General features: G+C 70.5%; 18 protein-coding genes. 6 read left to right on the forward strand and 12 right to left on the reverse strand.

Features of this window, described 5'->3' with window-relative positions:
* Positions 1-52: 52 nt before the first annotated feature.
* Together H4W31_RS02555 and H4W31_RS02560 are read right to left on the reverse strand one after the other, a co-directional pair.
* Positions 53-2,056: an acetoacetate--CoA ligase gene (locus tag H4W31_RS02555; protein WP_192765170.1), complete on the reverse strand. Its 2,004-nt coding sequence runs from the start codon at positions 2,054-2,056 to the stop codon at positions 53-55.
* A gap of 218 nt (positions 2,057-2,274) precedes the next feature.
* Positions 2,275-2,742 (reverse strand): acyl-CoA thioesterase, encoded by a 468-nt coding sequence (locus H4W31_RS02560; protein ID WP_225946051.1) that lies wholly within the window; start codon positions 2,740-2,742, stop codon positions 2,275-2,277.
* A 310-nt stretch (positions 2,743-3,052) separates the two neighbouring features.
* Between H4W31_RS02560 and H4W31_RS02565 the strand changes: the two genes are divergently transcribed.
* Positions 3,053-3,724, forward strand: coding sequence for a hypothetical protein (locus H4W31_RS02565; RefSeq protein ID WP_192765172.1), 672 nt, complete (start codon positions 3,053-3,055; stop codon positions 3,722-3,724).
* A gap of 109 nt (positions 3,725-3,833) precedes the next feature.
* Complete coding sequence (locus tag H4W31_RS02570) at positions 3,834-4,820, forward strand: hypothetical protein (protein WP_192765173.1); 987 nt, start codon at positions 3,834-3,836, stop codon at positions 4,818-4,820.
* Positions 4,821-4,994: 174 nt separating this feature from the next.
* Here H4W31_RS02570 and H4W31_RS42430 read toward each other — a convergent pair whose 3' ends face one another.
* A complete protein-coding gene (locus H4W31_RS42430) occupies positions 4,995-5,243 on the reverse strand; it encodes a MerR family DNA-binding transcriptional regulator (protein WP_318782989.1) in 249 nt (82 codons plus the stop codon).
* Between H4W31_RS42430 and H4W31_RS44095 the strand changes: the two genes are divergently transcribed.
* A complete protein-coding gene (locus tag H4W31_RS44095) occupies positions 5,172-5,345 on the forward strand; it encodes an aldo/keto reductase (RefSeq protein ID WP_404825554.1) in 174 nt (57 codons plus the stop codon). The two genes, H4W31_RS42430 and H4W31_RS44095, sit on opposite strands and share 72 nt — an antisense overlap.
* Here the strand turns inward: H4W31_RS44095 and H4W31_RS02585 are convergent.
* Entirely contained in the window at positions 5,342-6,544 is a 1,203-nt protein-coding gene (locus tag H4W31_RS02585; protein WP_192765174.1) for an MFS transporter, read from the reverse strand. The genes H4W31_RS44095 and H4W31_RS02585 overlap by 4 nt on opposite strands.
* A gap of 96 nt (positions 6,545-6,640) precedes the next feature.
* Here H4W31_RS02585 and H4W31_RS02590 point away from each other — a divergent pair, with 96 nt between their 5' ends.
* Positions 6,641-7,246, forward strand: a complete 606-nt coding sequence (locus H4W31_RS02590; protein WP_192765175.1) for a TetR/AcrR family transcriptional regulator — start codon at positions 6,641-6,643, stop codon at positions 7,244-7,246.
* 250 nt (positions 7,247-7,496) lie between these two features.
* Here H4W31_RS02590 and H4W31_RS43630 read toward each other — a convergent pair whose 3' ends face one another.
* The 4 genes from H4W31_RS43630 to H4W31_RS02605 form a co-directional block, all read right to left on the reverse strand.
* A complete protein-coding gene (locus H4W31_RS43630; RefSeq protein ID WP_264084058.1) occupies positions 7,497-7,631 on the reverse strand; it encodes a hypothetical protein in 135 nt (44 codons plus the stop codon).
* A complete protein-coding gene (locus H4W31_RS02595) occupies positions 7,613-8,056 on the reverse strand; it encodes a Uma2 family endonuclease (protein ID WP_225945363.1) in 444 nt (147 codons plus the stop codon). Before H4W31_RS02595 ends, H4W31_RS43630 begins: the two co-directional genes overlap by 19 nt.
* A 67-nt stretch (positions 8,057-8,123) precedes the next feature.
* Complete coding sequence (locus H4W31_RS02600; RefSeq protein ID WP_192765176.1) at positions 8,124-9,287, reverse strand: acyl-CoA dehydrogenase family protein; 1,164 nt, start codon at positions 9,285-9,287, stop codon at positions 8,124-8,126.
* Between the two features lie 390 nt (positions 9,288-9,677).
* The gene (locus tag H4W31_RS02605; protein ID WP_192765177.1) at positions 9,678-10,124 is read right to left on the reverse strand and encodes a winged helix-turn-helix transcriptional regulator; all 447 of its coding nucleotides are present in this window, start codon (positions 10,122-10,124) and stop codon (positions 9,678-9,680) included.
* 115 nt (positions 10,125-10,239) lie between these two features.
* Here H4W31_RS02605 and H4W31_RS02610 point away from each other — a divergent pair, with 115 nt between their 5' ends.
* Positions 10,240-10,962, forward strand: coding sequence for a DsbA family oxidoreductase (locus H4W31_RS02610; protein ID WP_192765178.1), 723 nt, complete (start codon positions 10,240-10,242; stop codon positions 10,960-10,962).
* A gap of 259 nt (positions 10,963-11,221) precedes the next feature.
* Here H4W31_RS02610 and H4W31_RS02615 read toward each other — a convergent pair whose 3' ends face one another.
* The 4 genes from H4W31_RS02615 to H4W31_RS02630 all read right to left on the reverse strand — a co-directional run bounded on the left by H4W31_RS02615 (position 11,222) and on the right by H4W31_RS02630 (position 16,403).
* A complete protein-coding gene (locus H4W31_RS02615; RefSeq protein WP_192765179.1) occupies positions 11,222-12,643 on the reverse strand; it encodes a hypothetical protein in 1,422 nt (473 codons plus the stop codon).
* Positions 12,640-13,170 carry a SigE family RNA polymerase sigma factor gene (locus tag H4W31_RS02620; protein ID WP_192765180.1) on the reverse strand — a complete coding sequence of 177 codons (531 nt, stop codon included), beginning with the start codon at positions 13,168-13,170 and terminating at the stop codon, positions 12,640-12,642. The genes H4W31_RS02615 and H4W31_RS02620 overlap by 4 nt, the downstream gene beginning before the upstream one ends.
* Before the next feature lie 179 nt (positions 13,171-13,349).
* Positions 13,350-13,529, reverse strand: a complete 180-nt coding sequence (locus H4W31_RS02625) for a DUF397 domain-containing protein (protein ID WP_192771794.1) — start codon at positions 13,527-13,529, stop codon at positions 13,350-13,352.
* A gap of 24 nt (positions 13,530-13,553) precedes the next feature.
* Positions 13,554-16,403, reverse strand: coding sequence for a M14 family zinc carboxypeptidase (locus H4W31_RS02630; RefSeq protein WP_192765181.1), 2,850 nt, complete (start codon positions 16,401-16,403; stop codon positions 13,554-13,556).
* Positions 16,404-16,853: 450 nt separating this feature from the next.
* On the opposite strand from H4W31_RS02630, the gene H4W31_RS02635 reads away from it, so the two are divergent.
* Positions 16,854-18,281 carry a UDP-glucose dehydrogenase family protein gene (locus H4W31_RS02635; protein ID WP_192765182.1) on the forward strand — a complete coding sequence of 476 codons (1,428 nt, stop codon included), beginning with the start codon at positions 16,854-16,856 and terminating at the stop codon, positions 18,279-18,281.
* The last annotated feature ends 13 nt before the right edge of the window (positions 18,282-18,294 follow it).

The raw sequence follows: 18,294 nt of genomic DNA on the forward strand, positions 1-18,294 counted from the left end.
CCGATCGTCACCGGCGACCGACCTGGACCTCGGCCTGCACGACCGGACGCCGTTACCCGGCTCCGCCACGCTCCCGGGCGAACCGCTCGAACGCGAGCAGCGACTCCGGGTTCGCCAACGCCCCGGTGGCGGCGGCCGAGTCCACCGGGGACCCGGTGAGGATCTTCTTCACCGGCACCTCCAGCTTCTTGGCCGACAGGGTCCGGGGTACCGCGCCGACCTGGTGGATCTCGTCGGGCACGTGCCGGGGCGACAACCCGGTACGCAGCTCGCGGGCGATCTTCGCGGTCAGCGCCCGATCCAACTCCAACCCCTCGGCCAGCACCACGAAGAGCAGCAGCTCACCGGCACCGCCCTCGCTGTCCTCCAGGTGCACCACCACCGAGTCGGTCACCTCGGGCAGCCCCTCCACCACGGAGTAGAACTCGGCGGTGCCGAGCCGTACCCCGCCCCGGTTCAGGGTGGCGTCGGATCGGCCGGTGATCACGCAGCCGCCCCGCTCGTTGATCGTGATCCAGTCCCCGTGCCGCCACACGCCCGGATAGACGTCGAAGTACGCCTCCCGGTAGCGGACGCCGTCCGGGTCGTTCCAGAATCCCACCGGCATGCTGGGCATCGGCGCGGTGATCACCAGCTCGCCGAGCTGATCGACCACCGGCGAGCCGTCCGCCGACCGGGCCTCGACCCGGGCACCGAGACAACGGCAGGCGATCTCGCCGGCCCGTACCGGCAGCAGCGGCACCCCGCCGACGAAACCGGTGCAGACGTCGGTGCCACCGGAGATCGAGTCCAGTCGCAGGTCGGCGCCGACCGTGTCGTACACCCAGCGGAAGCCCTCGACCGGCAGCGGCGCACCGGTCGAACCGACCCCGCGCAGCGCGGACAGATCGACCAGGTCCGCCGGGCGCAGCTCGGCCTTGCGGCAGGCCAGCAGGAACGGCGCCGAGGTCCCGAAGTAGCTGGTCCCGGTGTCGGCGGCGAGCCGCCACAGCGTGCCGAGATCGGGCCGGGCCGGCTGACCCGGCTTGGCGGCCACCGCCGGGTTCCCGTCGAACAGCACGATCGCCGCACCCACCGCCGGCCCGCTGACCAGGAAGTTCCACATCATCCAGCCGGTGGTGGTGAACCAGAAGAACCGGTCCGCCGGGCCGAGGTCGTGGTGCAGCGCGAGCATCTTGAGGTGCTCGAGCAGGATGCCGCCGTGCCCGTGCACGATCGGCTTCGGCAGCCCGGTGGTGCCCGAGGAGTAGAGCACGTACAGCGGGTGGTCGAACGGCACCGGCGCGAAGGTCAGCGGCTCGTCAGTACCGGCCGCCAGGTCCGCCCAGCCCAGGGTGCCGTCCGGCGGCGCGGCGTCCGGCTCCAGATAGGGCAGCACCACCGTGTGTACGACCGACGGCAACGCGGCCCGGATCGCCGCCACCTCGGTACGGCGGTCGACCGGCTTGTCGCCGTACCGGTAGCCGTCCACCGCCACCAGCACGGTCGGCTCGATCTGCCGCCAGCGGTCCAGCACGCTCCGGGTGCCGAACTCGGGCGCACAGGAGGAGAAGATCGCGCCGAGGCTGGTGGTGGCGAGCATCAGCACGAACGTCTCGGGGATGTTCGGGGCGTACGCCGCGACCCGGTCACCGGTGCCGACCCCGAGCCGGACCAGACCGGCCCGGACCCGGCGTACCTGGTCCCGTAGTTCGGCCGCGGTCAGGGTGACCGGCGCGCGGGTCTGGCTGTGCCCGAGCACCACCGGCGCGTCGTCCGCCAGCCCCGGCATCCGGAGCACGTGCTCGGCATAGTTCAGGGTGGCGCCGGGAAACCAGCGGGTCCCCGGCATCTCGGCATCGACGAGCGTCGCGGTCGGCTCGGCGTACGCCTTGACCTCGAAGTAGTCCCAGATCGACCGCCAGAACCCGTCAAGGTCGGTCACCGACCAGCGCCACAGCGCGGCGTAGTCGTCGAATTCGAGTCCCCGATTGGTACGCAACCAGTGCAGGTAGGCGCCGATCCGGGACCGGTCGCGTACGTCGGCCGGTGGGCTCCAGAGCACCTCGCCAACCATCGTCCCGCTCCTCCCTCCCCCGCCAGCACGCCGCTGTGCCGGCCCGGTCGCCATCCTGCCGTACCCCGATCCGCAATTCTGCGCCCGGCGCCCGCCCTCGGACGCGTGCCCCACCCACATGCCGCACCCCCACACCATGTGGACCCGGATGTAAGGAAGGGCCCCTTCCTATCGTTTTCTGTAGAAGAAGGGCCCCTTCCTAACACCCAAGCGGAGGCTCAGCCGGCGACGGAGGGGTCGCCCACGGCACGGTGGTCCTGGATGGCCCGGCGCTTGGCCAGCCGGTGCGCCCGACGGATCTCCGCCTCGCGGAACCGCCGTTCGTCCTGCGGGGTCTCCGGCAGCACCGGTCGGACCGGACGCGGGTTCCCGGCCACGTCCACCCCGACGAAGACCAGGTACGCCGTGGCCACCACGATCGGATCGTCCTCGGCGCTGTCCCAACGCTCGGCGACCACCCGGACCCCGACCTCCATCGAGGTCTGCCCGGTCCAGTTGACCTGGGCGTGCGCGTGCACCAGGTCACCGACCCGGACCGGTTCGGCGAAGACGATCTCGTCGATCGCGGCCGTCACCGCCGTACCGCCGGAGTGTCGGGCGGCCGAGGCTCCGGCGACGTCGTCGACGAACTTCATCAGTACGCCACCGTGCACGGTTCCGTAGAGGTTCACATCCACCGCCGTCATGATCCGACTCAGCGTCACCCGCGAGTACGAGGTCGGTTTGCCGGTCGGCGGGGCGGACTGCTCGGTCACGGCATCTCCTGGCTGCGCTCGGTCATGGCCTCTCCTCGCTGCGCTCGTCGGCACCAATGACTCCCATGACTGGGCGGGCCGATGCCCCCGCTGCGCTCGGTCATCCGGCAACGGTACGGCGCTGGCCAGGGGCCCCGCCCCGTCCCGTGACGCTGGTTACTCGGCGGTGACGGGCTGCAAGATCGAATCGCCCGGCGGTGCGCAGGCTGCTCGATCCCGCCGAAGGCGGTACGGTGCGCGGATGCGACATCTCTGGAGTTTTCTCGCCGGAGTGGTGGCGGCGCCACTTTCCTGGGCACTGATCGCGCTCGGTCAGGACGGCTCGGCCCGCACCGTCACCCGTTGGGTGGAACTCGGTACGTACAACACGGCCAACCTGATCCAGGCCACCGTCTATCTCGCAGTGGCGGGTGTCCTGCTCGGCCTGCTCGGGACGCTACGGGTGTCGCCGCTCGGCCCGCTGGTCGCCGGCCTGCTGCTCGTCGCCCCGTACGTCGGGCTGTTCGTCGACCCCTTCACCGTGCGCGACGCGGTGCCGACGAACTGGAAGGTGTTCGGCGACCCGCTGCCACTGCTCCAGGTCCTGGACAACGGCACGATGTTCCTGATCGGCGTGCTGCTGTTGATGGCGACGTTCAGTGTGCAGCGGTGGCGACAGTGGCCTCGTACGGTCACCGCTCCGGTTCCGGCCGAGTCCGGTGTGGACGAGCCGACCCCGACGGACTGGTCGGTGCTGAACAACCCGCCGGAGCACGACATCCACCCGCCGACCCTGGGCTACCCGGAGCCGGACACCGCTCCGCTGCCGCCGCTGCCACGCCGCGACGCCGGTTCACCGACCGGGTCGCCGTGGTCGGCCCCGCCCCGGAGCAGCGCGAAGCGCGACGATTCGGCGGACAGTCCGTCCCTGTGACGATGTCCGGGGCGGGTCGTTCGGTCGATCCGCCCCGGACCGACACGGGGACGCCGACGTTGCCCGATCCGGGTACGGTGCCGTGAAGTGACCGGCTGAGGAGGTTGGGATGCGGCACCTTGGATCGCTGGCTCTGGGGATAGTGAGCGCACCGATACTCTGGGTGTTGACCGGGCTCGGCTGGGCCAAACTCAACCTCGGGCTGAACGGCGATTCGACCGGCGAGGCGCTCCTCGGATTCGTCGTCCTGATCGTCGCCGCCGCCCTGCTCGCCGCGCTGTTGCTGCCCCGGTGGTCTCCGCTCGGCCCGGCCGCCGCCGGCGGACTGTTCATGATCATGGCGCTCTGGGCCCTGATCGACATCAGCTCGATCATCGAGGCGATGCCACGGGACTTCCTCGGCACCGAGTTCGCCCTGACGATTCCGGTCGGAGCGCTCTCCGTGCTGATCAGCGTCCCGCTACTGGCGACCGTCGCCCTTCCGCACCGTTGGCGGGGCAACCGTCCGGCGGTGGCCGGCTATCCGGGAGCCGCCGGACAGCCCGGATACCCGCCCTTCGCACCGCCCGGCCAGGCCCCGCCGCCCGGCCAGATGCCCCCGCCCGGCCAGATGCCCCCGCCCGGCCAGTACCCGCCAGCCGGCCAGTACCCGCCGGGTGCCCCCGTACCTCCCGGAGGCCAGTTCCCGCCCGGCGGTCCGGCCGGCCATCCGCCGAACTTCGGCCCAGCGGGCAGCCCCAACTACGGACCCTCGGCAACCCCGGGCTACGCGCCGGCGGGCCCGCCGAACTTCGGCCCCTCGGTACCGCCGAACTTCGGCCCGACGGTGCCGTCGCACAACACCCCACCCGGTACGCCGTACTACGGCCCGCCCGCGACACCGGGACAGCCCCGGATGCCGGGACCGCAGGCGCCGGGCTCGCCGATCTCGGGCCCGCCGGTGCCCGGGCCGCCGATCTTCTCCCCGCTGCCGCCGCCGCCGGGCCGGGCCGACCATCCGGGTACGGACGAGACCACCCAGTTCACCGGTGAGCCGGACGACGACGGTACGGACGGCGCGACCCGCCGACTCGGCGACGACACCCGTCCGAGGTAGCAGCCGAAGCAGCCGACAGTCGACAGCCGTCCGGGTAGCGGGCAGGACAGTCGACAGCCGTCCGAGGTGGGAGAAGGACGCCGTCAGCCGCCGAGGATGTCCTCGTACACCCCGACCTTGTAGTTGATCAGGTCGAGTGAGCGGGTGAACTGGGCGATCTGGCCCGTCACCCGCTCACGATGCTGACGCATCAGGGTGAGTCGCTCCGCCTCGTTGCCGGCGCCCGCCCTGACCAGTTCCGTGTAGCCACGGATCGCCGGCAGGGGCATCCCGGAGGCACGCAGGATCACGCAGACCGTCAGCCAGTCCACGTCGTGCTCGGTGTAGAGGCCCCCCGTCGCGGCGTACCGGGTGCGCCAGGATCCCCTCACGCTCGTAGAACCGCAGCGTGTACGCGCTCAGACCGGGGGCAACCCCGACCACGACGACAGCATCCGGATCATCCACGCCGCCCTCGACCGGGGCGTCAACTTCGTCGACACCGCCGACATGTACTCCGGTGGCGAGTCGGAGGAGATTGGTTAGCGCAGGTTCTTGTTGGTGCGGGCGGTCCAGACCGCGAGTGCGGCTGCCAGGGCGCAGGCACCGCCGAGCCACAGAACAGTCTGGAGGGTGAGCGAGTCGACGATGACACCGCCGGTCAGCGCGCCGAGGCCGATCGAGAGGTTGAACACCGCCACCCACAGGGCGGAGGCCGCTTCCACGGCTTGTGGCGCCGTCTTGATCATCCATGTTTGCAGGCTGACCGACACGCCGCCGAAGGCCAGGCCCCAGGCGATCAACAGTACGGCCCCGCCGACTGGTCCCCGGCCCAGCACCAGGTAGAGCGGCATCGCGGCGGCCAGGGATACGGTGATGGCCAGCACGGTCCGGTGCGGATTGCGCGCCAGCGCGGCGCCGGCGACGAAGTTGCCGACCATGCCCGCCAGCCCGAATCCGAACAGCAACGGGCCGACGAGTCGTTCATCGATACCCGAGAGCTCCTGCAGCGCCGGGCTCACGAAGGTGTAAGCCGAGAAATGGCCGGTCACGATGAGGAATGTCGCAAGGATGCCGACGCGTACACCTGGGTTGCCGAGCTGTTCGGCCAGCAGCCGCAGACGGACGGGCTGGGACGCGGCCAACGGCGGCAGCAGGGCCAGCAGAGCGAGCAGCGCGACGCACGCCAGGGCGCTCAGCGTCGCGAAGGCGATGCGCCAGCCCGAGAATTCGCCGAGCAGCGTGCCGAGCGGGACACCGAACACGTTCGCGGCTCCGACGCCGCCAAAGATGATCGCGGTGGCCCGTGACACGTTCGCGGGCGCCACGAGTCGGACGGCCAGACCGCTGGCAACCGCCCAGAAACCTCCGATCGCCACCCCGACCAGCACCCGGGAGGCGACCAGAATGGCGAAGCTCGGCGCCAGGGCCGAGGCCACATTGGCGAGCATCATCAGCCCCATCAAGCCGAGCAGAAGCAGCCGCCGGTTCATTCCGCCGACGAGCATCGGAACCAGCGGGGCCGCGACCGCGGCGACCAGGCTGGGCACCGTCACCATCAGCCCGGCGGTCCCCTCGGAGACCGACAGCGCCGATCCCACGGCGGTCAGCAGCCCGATTGGTAGTTGCTCAGCAGTCACCAGCAGAAACGTTCCCAAGGCCACTGCGGTGACCGCCAGCCAGTGACTACTCGGCGAGGTCTGTTGGTCGCTCACCTGGGCGGCGGCCTCTTCTGTGGTCGTCACCGATACCTCCTCCACTCATTCAGGAACGATCGCTCCCATAGGCCAGTGGACCCTAGTATGGGAACGATCGATCCACAAGTCTGGTAGAGTGGCGGCATGGGACGCCCCCGAGAGTTCGACGAGCAGGACGCCGTCATCAGGGCGACCGATCTGTTCTGGCGTCGCGGTTACAACGCCACCTCGGTACGTGATCTGGGTGCCGATCTCAGACTCACTCCCAGCAGCATGTACCGGACGTTCACCGACAAGCACACGCTGTTCCTGCGCGCGCTCGACCACTACCGGGCTACCGAGTCCGCTCAGGCTGAGCAACGGTTGGACGCCGCCGGCCGTCCGGTCCGCCAAGCACTGCGGGACTGGATGCTGTGGCTGGTCTCCTGCCCGTCCGACGGCGAGTCCGGTCGAGGCTGCTTCGTGGTCAACACCGCCACCGAACTCGGCACCACCGACGCTCAGGTCCGTCAGCGGACCGAGGCCGCTTTCGAGGTCACCCGGCAGGCACTGCGATCGCTTCTGCACAAAGGCCGCCACAATGGCGAGCTGCCCATCGGCCTCGACATCGACGCCGCCGTGGAACTGCTGTTCACCACGGTGCTCGGGTTGCGGGTACGAGAACGCGCCGGCCACGACTCCGCACGTCTGGCCACCGCGATCGACGCCGTGATCCAGGCCCTGGGGTCCACCTCCACACAACCTTCCTGACCACCAACACCAAGGGCCCAGCATCACCAAACCGAAACACCCTCGCCTGGCCAGATCCGTCCGATACTCCCGCCGAGCCCGTCCCCACACCCGCACTCGTTGCCGGCGAGAGCCCGCTCTGACCTCGACTGGAGAACCGGACGGTGTCTGGCGGTCACCCGTACTGACCGATCCGGCCCGGCGACGCCGCCCGGCGGCGGAGCGTGCCGCCGCCTGACGTCCTACCGTTGCCGGAGCCGGGTGCTGTCGGTCAACGGGCGAGGTGGTGGTCTGCCGGCGCGGTGTGCAGGAGCCACGTCAGCGGCATCTTCGCGGCCACCTCGTAGGTCTTGTCGGCGCCGAGCACCTGCAGCGTGACGGTCTGCGCTACGTCCCGTTCGACCATCCAGTATCGCGGGATCCGGCACGCTCGTACTCTCGGCGCCTGACCACCTCGTCCATCGCCTCGGAGCCGGGCGACACGATCTCGACCGCGAGAACCAGGTCGGTGAGCGCCAGCCAGACGCTCCGGGGCTGGGGGCGGGGCCACAGCGTCAGATCGGGGATCCGGCCGCCGTCACCGTCCGGGCCCGGGATCCGGACGCCGGCAGCCTGTAGCACCTGCTCGGCCGGCCAGCCGGCCATGGCGAGCCAGACGAGGAGGCGACTGGCGATCGCGGCATGCTCGGAATCGGGCGGGGACGTGATCGACAGCGCTCCCTCGGGACTCAACTCATAGCGGTGGCCGTGCTGGTCGGCGGCATTCATCGCTGCCAGGTCGTCGAGCGTGACGACGGCAGAAAGCTGCCTGCCGAACGCCTCAGCACTCATGCGGCCATCGTATGCACCGGCCAGCCACGCAGCGAGCATCACGTGGGCGTGGCCGCACTGCCGCAGCTCAGTCCTTGAGGAGTTGGCGGGCCACCACGATCCGCTGGACCTGGTTGGTGCCCTCGTAGATCTGGGTGATCTTGGCGTCCCGCATCATCCGCTCCACCGGGTAGTCCCGGGTGTAGCCGTACCCGCCGAGCAACTGCACCGCGTCGGTGGTGATCTCCATGGCGGCGTCCGAGGCGAAGCACTTCGCCGCCGCGCCGAAGTAGGTCAGGTCGGGGTCGTTCCGCTCCGACCTGGCCGCCGCCGCGTACGTCAACTGGCGGGCCGCCTCCAGCTTCATGCCCATGTCCGCGAGCATGAACTGGATCCCCTGGAACTCGGCGACCGCCTTGCCGAACTGCTTGCGCTCCTTGACGTACCCCTTGGCGTAGTCCAGCGCGCCCTGGGCGATCCCGATCGCCTGGGCCGCGATGGTGACCCGGGTGTGGTCCAGGGTCCGCATCGCGGTGCCGAAGCCGGTACCCGGGTCGCCGATCATCCGGTCCGCCGGGATCCGCACGCTGTCGAGGTAGACCTCGCGGGTGGGCGAACCCTTGATCCCGAGCTTCTTCTCCGGCGCGCCGAAGCTGACCCCCGAGTCCGACTTCTCCACCACGAAGGCGGAGATGCCCCGGGACCGGGCCGAGGGGTCGGTCACTGCGAAGACCGTGTAGTACTCGGAGACCCCGGCGTTGGTGATCCACCGCTTGACGCCGTCCAGGACGTAGTGGTCGCCGTCCCGGACCGCCCGGGTCGTCATCGACGCGGCGTCGCTGCCCGCCTCCGGCTCGGACAGGCAGTACGAGAACATCCCCTCGCCCTGGGCCACCCGCGGCAGGTAGCGCCGCTTCAACTCCTCGGAGCCGGCGAGCAGCAGCGGCAGGGTGCCGAGCTTGTTCACGGCCGGGATCAGCGAGGAGGCGGCGCAGGCGCGGGCGACCTCCTCGATCACGATCGCGGTGGCCAGCGCGTCGGCACCGGCGCCGCCGTACTCCTCGGGGATGTGCGGGGCGTGGAAGTCCGCGGCCCGCAGCGCCTCGTACGACGCCTTGGGGAACTCGGCGGTCTCGTCGGCCTCGGCGGCGTGCGGAGCGACCTTGGCGTCGCAGACCGCCCGGACGGCCTCCCGGATCGCCTCGTGCTCCTCCGGCATCAGGTATGCGTCGAACGACGACTCACTGGTCATCGCGGCCCTCCCCGTTCCTCGTACCCCGGCGGCACCCGCCTCGTACCTGACAATACTCGTCAGTAACATTTGCGGGAAACCCCGCGTGCAGCGGGATATCTCACCCGGCCAGTTCCCCCCACCGCCACCGGGTGAGCCCTCGATGGAGGTCGGACGGTACGTCGAAGCTCACGTAGCCGGTCGGGGCTCAGCCGCACCCGCTCGCTCGTAGCGGTCAGGTCGGCGTACTCACCGCAGTTCGACGCGGTCATCCGTGGGACGGCCTGGCACTGGCCATGATTCCCATCCCGCTGCTGTGGTGGTCTCAACCGGCGGCAACGTGAAATACCAGGATCCGGGGCGTCAGCGGCCGACCCGAGTTCGGGTACCGGGTCGCCATGGATCGGATGGCTACCTCTCGTCCGCCTGCCTTGCGTTGGCGCTGTCGTACGCGGCCTGGTGGCGGCGGATCTCGCCATGGTGATCGGCGGACCAGGCCGCCAGGGCCAGCACGGTCGACAGTAGCGAGGTGCCGAGTTCGGTGAGGGTGTACTCGACGCGGGGCGGGACTTCGGGGTAGGAGGTTCGGGTGATGAGCCCCGTACGCCGGAGGTGCTTCAGGGTCAGCGTGAGCATCCGCTGGGAGATGCCGGGGATCGCGTCGGCCAGGTCCGAGTAGCGGATGGGGCCGTCGGCGAGGGTACCGATGATCAACACGCTCCACTTGTCGCCGACGAGGTCCAGGACCTCGCGGATGAAGTCGGCGTCCTCGTCGTTCCAGCGCGCACAGGGCCCTGGCACGGTCCGGACGTTCGCCCGGACGTTGGTTCGTCTCCTTCGAAGATCCTCTGCGCTCATCCCGCCACCTCGTTGTCATCGAACCGCTACGCACATGAATGTGCCTTTTGTGACCTCCCGATTCTAATGCATGATGGGGCTACGAACAGGAAGTGAGAAATGAGGGGAGGCTACGATGAAGATCGAGTTCTGGTCGGACATCGTCTGCCCGTACTGCGGGCTGATGGATCACCGGCTGCACCTCGCACTGGACCGTTTCCCGTACGGCGACCAGGTGGAGGTGATTCACCGGTCGATCCAGCTCCATCCCGACCTGCCGTGCGAGGGTGTCAGTCAACGGGAGTTGATCCAGCTGGCTGGGGCCCCCGCGACGACGGTGGACCGGGTCCTGCGGCCGATCGAGCGGGCCGCCGAAGCGGAGGGCCTGACGCCCTACCGCGCGGTCGATCGCACGCTCGGCCCGACCGACCTGGCCCACGAACTGCTCGCCTACGCCACCGACCAGGGCCGGGGTAACGAGATCTGGACAGCGATGTTCCGCGCGCACTTCGGGCACGCCCGCAAGCTGTGGACCGCCGCAGAGGTTCTCGACTTCGCCGCCGAGGTGGGCCTGGACCCTGCCGGGGCCGCCGAGGCTCTGGAGAGCCGCCGCTACCGGGCCCGGGTAGCGGCCGACCAGCGCGAGGCAAATCGCCTCGGCGCCCACGGCGCGCCGTTCCTCGTCTTCGACGGCCGCTTCGCCGTCCCCGGCGCCATCGGCACTGATGACCTGCTCGCGGTCATCACCAGGACGTGGACCGAAAGCCACCCCACGCCGCAGCCGCTGCCGGTGGTCGGCGGGACCGAAGGCATGTGCACCCCGGACGGCTGCGCGGTGCCCGACCCCGGCCACAGCTGATACCCGCTGACCCGCCGGGCCGACGGAATCCGACCCGGGATCCGGGCTCGCCAACCCAGGCCGGCCCGCCTCCGGAAGATCCGGAGGCGGGCCGGGACGGGCGAGCGGTCAGGCGACCGGGAACACGGACCCGGTCGGGCGACCAGGAACGCGGAACCGGTCAGATGACCAGGAACGCGGAACCGGTCAGATGACCAGGAACGCGGAACCGGTCAGGCGACCACGGAACGCAGCGGGATCCCCGCCGCGCGGCTGATCGTCAGGGGACGACGCGGGTACCGGCAGTGTCGCCCGGCAGCCCGGACATGCTCTCCTCGAACGGTGGTACGGGAGTGCTCGCCAGCACCGAACCGTCGGCGGAGTACGCCGTGACGGTCGCGGGCTGGTTCGGTGGCACCCTGGTCCTGCCGGCCTTCGACGAGTCCAGCGGCACCGCAACGGGTGTCCCACCGCCGATCGTGACCGAGGCGGTGACGGCGTCGACCGGAGCCACCACCATCACCTGGTCGGTCCGGGTATCCGAGCCCTCGGCGCGCAGCCGCCACCCGAGCGGACGCCGCTCGGCGCCCTCGGCCGGCAGCAACAGCCGCAACTCCGTCCGGGTGGACCTGTCGGCGCCGTTCCAACGCATGGCGTACGCGATGACCCCGCCGCCGGGCGGCTGCACGGTGAGCAGCACGGCGGTCTGGCCGCGCAACGTGGCCGACCAGTGCAGCCGTACGGCCACTCCGGTCGGCGGGAGGTGGCTGTCCTCGATCGCCGTCGAGATGAGGTCGGTCAAGAGGGTTCGGTCCACCGCCGGGCCCCGGGCCTCCTGCACCGCGGCATCGAGGACCGCGTCGGTCGACTCCCCCGGCATCCCGAACAGGGGCCCGTACGCGCCGCCGCCCAACCGCTCCTGGTGGACGAGGTCGCCGTCCCGGGTGACCCGGGTGATGAGGCCGGAGCGGAACTGCGTCGGCGGTAGGACCACCACCCCGACCCCGGGCCCGTCCGGAACGGCCAGTTGTCGAGGCTCGACCCTGCCGCTCGGCGAGTAGTACGGGTCCCCGACGATCGTCACGGTCGAGTCGGGCGGTCCGATCGCGATCCCGAATCCGCCCTCTTCCATGGTGGCCCGCATCACGGTCAGCACGGACGGATCGGTGTTCTGCTCGCCGCCGGCGGCTCTCATCTGTCGAGCGTCGGCACCGGTCGGTCCCTCGTACCAGAGGAAATGCCACTCGGTGCGGGAGCCGAGCCGGAGCGGGGCGAAGACGAGCGCGAGCCGCGGTCCGGGCCGGTCGCTGGCGTAGACGACCCGGATCTCCTTCCGGTCGGCCACCTCCCACCGGCCGATGCCCTGCGGATCGTCGAACCCGTCGACCTGGTCGCGCAGGGCGGTCAGCCACGCCCGGTTCCCGGCGAGCGAACCTCTGGTCGGTCCTTCGGCCAGTGCCGACGGGGGTGCGGCGGGCGCGACGTTGGGCGGCCAGCCCGGCAGCGGGACGACGTTGGCCGGGATCCCGAGGGCGACGGCGACAACCGCCGCCGCGACCGCGAGAGTTCCCAGCCGCCGCGTCCGGCGATGCCGTACCTCACGCTTGGCGAACCGGGGCCAGGGATCGGAGAGTACGCCGATGCCGTCCGCCTCCCGCTGCAACGTGTCCCGGAGCGTCGATTCCACAAGGTCGTCGGTCATGCTGGTTCTCCCTGCAGACGTACCGGTGGGGGCGGAGCGGCCGGGGTGAGCTGGCCTCGCAGTCGGGCCAGGCCCCGCGACGCCTGGCTTTTCACCGAACCTACCGAGCAGCCGAGAATGCGTGCGGTGTCCGCCTCGCTGAGGTCCTCGAAGTAGCGCAGCACGAGGATCGCCTGGGTACGGCGCGGCAGTTGCCGCAGCGCCAGAACGAGTTGTTGGCGCTGCTCCACCCGGGCGTACGCGTCGGGCACCGGTTCGGTGTCCGACGCCAGCAGCGGCACCTCGACCGGTCGGCGTCGACGGCGCCAGCTGATCGCGGTGTTGACCATCGCCCGGCGTACGTAGACCTCGGGCGCGTCCTTGCGCAGGATCCGACCCCAGTGCCGGTGGGTCTTCTCCAACGCCGACTGCACCAGGTCCTCGGCCGTGCCCCGGTCACCGGTCAGCAGGTAGGCCGTCCGGGTCAACGGCCCCCACTGCTGGCGCACGAACAGTCGAAACTGTTCCTCGTGTTCGCGTGTCGGCACGCCACCTCCAGGTCATCCGCAACGTGTCGCTGCTCGGATGTGAGGTAGACGCCGCCGGTCCCCGCCGAGGTTGAGTGTGGACGGGGTCGCGGTCACCCGGGAGGGCGCGGGATGCTGTCTCCGGGATCCCGGCTGTGCGTGTGGTGACGCGGGCTCAGGGGTTTCCCCGCCCGTACCCGTCAGTGTGCGGCGATGTCCCGGACGAAGGCCCGCCAGGCGGTCGGATCGAAGGTCAGCACCGGCCCCTGCCGGTCCTTGCTGTCCCGTACGCCGACCACACCCGGCGCCAACTCGTCCGCGACCTCGACACAGTTCCCGCCGTTGGAGTTGGAGGGGCCCCTTCCTATGCAAAAAGCGATAAGAAGGGGCCCTTCCTTTCAGCCTTACGCGACGACGGAGCGCAACGGAATACCGGCTGCGCGGAGTTCGCGTACCAGGTCGCGGAGGAACGGGTGCTCGTCCGACGACAGGCCCTGTGGGTTGGGGATGGTCAGGTAGGCCGAGCCGTTTGCCGTGTTGATCCGGGCGTCGGCGGTGTGCCGGGCGACGATCGCCCGGGTCCGGTCGAGGTCGGCGGCGGCCACCTGGACGCTGATCGGCCGCCATTCACCGCCCAGGTTCTCCGGCTGCGGCGCCGCCGCTGCCGAGGCCCGAGCCGACGGTACGGCCGGAGCCGTCGCCCGCGCCCCCGGTGACGCCGAGGCCGTACGCGGTGCCAGCAGTGCGTTGGCGACCAGGTGCAGGCCACTCTCGTTGTACGCCCGGAACAGCGGGTTGAACGCGAACAGCACCGCCCTGCCCGCGCCGGTGGGTTCGTCGACCAGCGCCACCGTGCCCTTGAGCGCGTCCGCGTGCACGGTGTAGCCGTTGAGCCAGAACCGGTCGTCGGCCGGGTACCGCAGCACGTTCGTCCCGGTCGTGCTCGGGCTCAGGATCGAGTCGTTGTTGTTGAACTCGAAGTCCTCGGCCGGCCGGCCCAGCCCCACCGGGCTGCTCCGGTCCACGTCGACCCGCAGGTGCGAGCCGATCACCGTGTAGTCGGCCGGCTTCGCCACCTCGGTCGTCGAGGTCAGTCCGGCCGCCCGGGCCATCCGGGTGCCCTGGTTACGCAGCCCGAGGTAGGTGCCGCCGCCGGCGACCCAGGCCCGCAGGTTGGCCTGCCCGGCGGCGGTGAGCCCACCGGTCGGGTTGCTGCCGTCCGGAACCAGCAGGACGCTCCGGCCGGTGAACGCCGACGTGTTGTCGTTGACGTCCGCCGTGGTCACCGGCTTGAGGTCCAGGCCCCACCGGTTGCCGAGCACGTACCGGGCCTCGCCGTGCGAGCCGGAGGTGGTGGAGATGCCGGTGCCGGCGTACAGGCCGACGTCGGGAAGGGCCAGCGCGGTCCCGCTTGCCGGGGTACGGCGAGCGGTCAGGGTCACCCCGAGCGACTCGGCCAGCTTGTCGCGGGTACCGGTCAGGCTGGCCGCCGGCAGGGTGACGACGCCGGTGGTCTGGTCCCGGCGCAGTTCGACGCCCGCGCCGAGGAGCGCGAAGGTGAGTTCGGCCGCCGCCGCGGAGTCGAGCGGGTACGCGTACGAGCCGTGCCTCGGCGCGCCGCCGTCCCGCCCGCCGTCGATGTCGCGGACCCGTTCCGCCTTCGGGGAGAGCCGGTCACCGGTGTAGACCGTCTGTACCCCCATCAGCAGCGGATTGCTCCAGGACGAGACGTCGTAGAAGTACGGGAACGGGACGTACGGGTCCTCGCCCATGATCGCCTGGATCCAGTGCTTCTGCGGCTGGTCCATCGGGATCCAGTAGGCGCCCTCCGGCACCGTCAGGTTCCGGGCCGACCGGCCGCCGAAGATCCGCGCGTTCGGCACCTTCACCGAACGGGTCAGCTCGTACACCTCGACGTCCATCCGGCGCAGCCGCTCGACGAGCTGCCGTACGTCACCGAGCTGCCGATCCGGCAGCAGGAAGTACGACCGGACGGTGATGTCCGGAACCGGGAACTGGACCTCGTTGGTCGGCTGGACCACCTCGTTGGGCTGCAACGCCCCGGCCCGGCCCTCGGCGAGGGCGTCGGACCAGATGTCGTAGTAGCCGGAGAGCACCTCACGCTTGTTGGCCGAGGCCCAGCCGATGGTGGCCCACTGGGTGTTGAACTGCTGCTGCACCCGGTCCGGGACCGCCGACGAACTGCCCTTCTCGTACGTCATCCCGGCGGCGCCGAAGCCGGTGGCCGGCACCGTGTCGCCGTACCCCATGAAGAACATGTCGTAGGTGTCGTAGTTGAAGTAGCACTCGGTGGTGACCGTCTCGGTGCAGGCGCCGTTGTAGCCGAAGCCGGCCGCGTTCGCCGCGCCGATCCGGTTGATCCAGTCGACCGACTCGTCGGAGATCTCGTGGTGGATCGGGTCGGCGTTCGGCGGGAAGAAGTACTCCCGGCCGCCCATCTCGTGCGCGTCGATGAAGACCTGCGGCGGGTACGTCCGGAGCAGTTCGACCTTGGCGTCGGTCTCCGGCTGGGTCCGGGCGAACCAGTCCCGGTTCAGGTCGAAGCCGTACTCGTTCTGCCGCCGGGTGGCGTCCCGGCCGTCCGGGTTCTGGGTCGGCACGATGATCGTGACGAGGTTGTCGTTGCGCTCCCGTACGTCGCAGGAGAGGCCGGCGGCCAGCTCGTACAGCGTCTTGAGCGCGGCGTCGCCCCCGGACTTCTCGCCGCCGTGCACGTTGCCGGTGACCCAGACGATCGCCGGGCCCTTGGCGGCGGTCTCGGCCGCCTTCCGCTCGGACAGCTTGCGCGGGTCGCGCAGCGCCCGGACGTCCTCGGCGATCTCGGCCAGCTCACCGCGGCGGAGGTGGCTGGAGTCCGAGACGATCGCGTACGGCATCGACTGGCCGAGGACGCTGTTGCCGAGGTTGCCGGTGATCACCCGGTCGGAGGCGCCGTCCACGGCCGTCAGGTAGGAACGGATCTCGTCGTCGGTGACGACCCGTTCCTGGCCGACCCCGAGCGGGAAGCCCAGATGGCTCTCCGGACTCGGTACGTCGGCCAGCCGGGCCGTCGGGTCCTGGCTGCACCCGTTCGGGCTGGACGGGCCGCCGGGGTGGGCACCGGCCGGCGTGCCGGACAGCAGCGACAGCGGGGCGAGCAGGATCGCGGCGGCGGCCACACCGCCCAGTCGCCGGGCCAGGACCGAGTTCGGAGGCTTCGGAGGGAAGTGCGGGGGGAACTTCGAAAGTGTCATCTGAAGTTCTTCCCTTCTCTTCAAAATCGGCGTATGGGAGATCGGAGCCTATGACCAGGCATTTCCGGCGGTCAAGATCTCGGAGGACGGCGATGCGGGTCGGTCACGAAGCACGCCTACCAGCAACAATCGGGGGAATAGCCTCGACGGCCGCCGCTGTCCGGGAGGACTGCCGACCCTCCTTCGCGGGCGGCCCGGTCGGGCGGCGCCGCGGACGACACGCTGGTGGTGGGCCGCTGTGAAGATGCCGACCGAAGATGCGCCGAGAAGCGCCGTCCGCGTAGGCTCAGCGCTTGTAGTCCCTCGCGCGGGCGGCCGACTCGCCGACCGCGCGGCCGTGACACCCAGGTGTACCAGGCCCACAATGTCCGACATCGGTGCTCTCCTCCAGCGCCGACCTCCCGACCGCGACGCAATGAAGCGCCGCCACTGCGAGCGGAGAACACAGGCGTGACGATCCCGTACCCCAGCACTCAGCCCCTGCCGACGATTCCGGCGGTGACCCCGCCCTCCGGGGCCGCCCGCCCGCGACTGACCTTCCTCGGGACCGGCTACCTGGGCGCGACGTACGCGATCTGCTTCGCCGAACTCGGCTACGAGGTGATCGGGTTCGACGTCGACGCGGAGAAGATCGCCAAGCTGGCCGGCGGCGAGGTGCCGTTCCACGAGCCGGGCCTGGACGAGCTGCTCAAGCGCAACCTGGCGGCCGGTCGGCTCCGGTTCAGCACCGACATCGCCGAGACCGCCGTCTTCGGCGACGTCCACTTCATCTGCGTCGGCACCCCGCAGCGGGCCGACGGGATGGGCGCCGACCTGTCGTACGTCGAGGCGGCGGTGACCGGGCTGTCCCAGCACCTGATCCGCAAGGCCCTGATCGTCGGCAAGTCCACCGTGCCGGTCGGCACCGCCGAGTGGATCGAGCAGCTCGTCGGCAAGCACGCCGAAGCCGATCTCGGCGTCGAGGTCGCCTGGAGCCCCGAGTTCCTCCAGGAGGGCTTCGCCGTCGAGGACGTGCTGCGCCCGAACCGGATCGTGGTGGGCGTCAAGACCGAGTGGGCCAACGGGATGCTCTACGCCTCGCACAAGGGCGTCTTCGACCTCGCCGCCACCGAGGACCGCGAGGTTCCGCTGGTGGTGACCGATTTCGCCACCGCCGAACTGGTCAAGGTGGCCGCCAACGCCTTCCTCGCCACCAAGATCTCGTTCATCAACGCGATGGCCGAGGTCTGCGAGGTCGCCGGCGGGGACGTTACCCAGCTCGCCCGGGCGATCGGCTACGACCCCCGGATCGGCAACCGCTTCCTCCAGGCCGGGGTCGGCTTCGGCGGCGGCTGCCTGCCCAAGGACATCCGGGCCTTCCAGGCTCGGGCCCAGGAACTCGGTGCCGGCGAGGCGCTGCGCTTCCTGCACGAGGTGGACCTGATCAACCTGCGGCGCCGGAGCCGGGTGCTCCAACTCGCCGCCGAACTGCTCGGCCGCCGCTACGGCCCGGCCGGTCCCGACCTTTCCGGCACCCGGGTCGCGGTGCTCGGTGCCACCTTCAAGCCCAACTCCGACGACGTCCGGGACGCCCCGTCACTCGCCGTGGCCGCCGCGTTGTCCAAGGCCGGTGCCGACGTACGCGTGTACGACCCGCAGGGCATGGGGAACGCCCGTCGGGAACGGCCCGAGCTGACGTACGAGGCCAGCATGAACGACGCCGTACGCGGCGCCGACCTGGTCTGCGTACTCACCGAGTGGGCCGACTTCCGCAACGCCGATCCGATCGCGCTGGGCGAGCTGGCCTCGGGTCGCCGAGTGGTCGACGGCCGCAACTGCCTCGACTCAGGACTGTGGACCCAGGCCGGCTGGGAGTACCGGGGCATGGGCCGCCCGTAGCCGTGCCGGACTC

Source organism: Plantactinospora soyae, assembly GCF_014874095.1.
Classification (GTDB): Bacteria; Actinomycetota; Actinomycetes; order Mycobacteriales; family Micromonosporaceae; genus Plantactinospora; species Plantactinospora soyae.

Coding starts and splice junctions, on each gene's coding strand:
- H4W31_RS02555 (WP_192765170.1), bottom strand. CDS start 2,056: ATGGTTGGCGAGGTGCTCTGGAGCCCACCGGCCGACGTACGCGACCGG.
- H4W31_RS02560 (WP_225946051.1), bottom strand. CDS start 2,742: ATGACGGCGGTGGATGTGAACCTCTACGGAACCGTGCACGGTGGCGTA.
- H4W31_RS02565 (WP_192765172.1), top strand. CDS start 3,053: ATGCGACATCTCTGGAGTTTTCTCGCCGGAGTGGTGGCGGCGCCACTT.
- H4W31_RS02570 (WP_192765173.1), top strand. CDS start 3,834: ATGCGGCACCTTGGATCGCTGGCTCTGGGGATAGTGAGCGCACCGATA.
- H4W31_RS02590 (WP_192765175.1), top strand. CDS start 6,641: ATGGGACGCCCCCGAGAGTTCGACGAGCAGGACGCCGTCATCAGGGCG.
- H4W31_RS43630 (WP_264084058.1), bottom strand. CDS start 7,631: ATGGTCGAACGGGACGTAGCGCAGACCGTCACGCTGCAGGTGCTCGGC.
- H4W31_RS02595 (WP_225945363.1), bottom strand. CDS start 8,056: ATGAGTGCTGAGGCGTTCGGCAGGCAGCTTTCTGCCGTCGTCACGCTC.
- H4W31_RS02600 (WP_192765176.1), bottom strand. CDS start 9,287: ATGACCAGTGAGTCGTCGTTCGACGCATACCTGATGCCGGAGGAGCAC.
- H4W31_RS02605 (WP_192765177.1), bottom strand. CDS start 10,124: ATGAGCGCAGAGGATCTTCGAAGGAGACGAACCAACGTCCGGGCGAAC.
- H4W31_RS02610 (WP_192765178.1), top strand. CDS start 10,240: ATGAAGATCGAGTTCTGGTCGGACATCGTCTGCCCGTACTGCGGGCTG.
- H4W31_RS02615 (WP_192765179.1), bottom strand. CDS start 12,643: ATGACCGACGACCTTGTGGAATCGACGCTCCGGGACACGTTGCAGCGG.
- H4W31_RS02630 (WP_192765181.1), bottom strand. CDS start 16,403: ATGACACTTTCGAAGTTCCCCCCGCACTTCCCTCCGAAGCCTCCGAAC.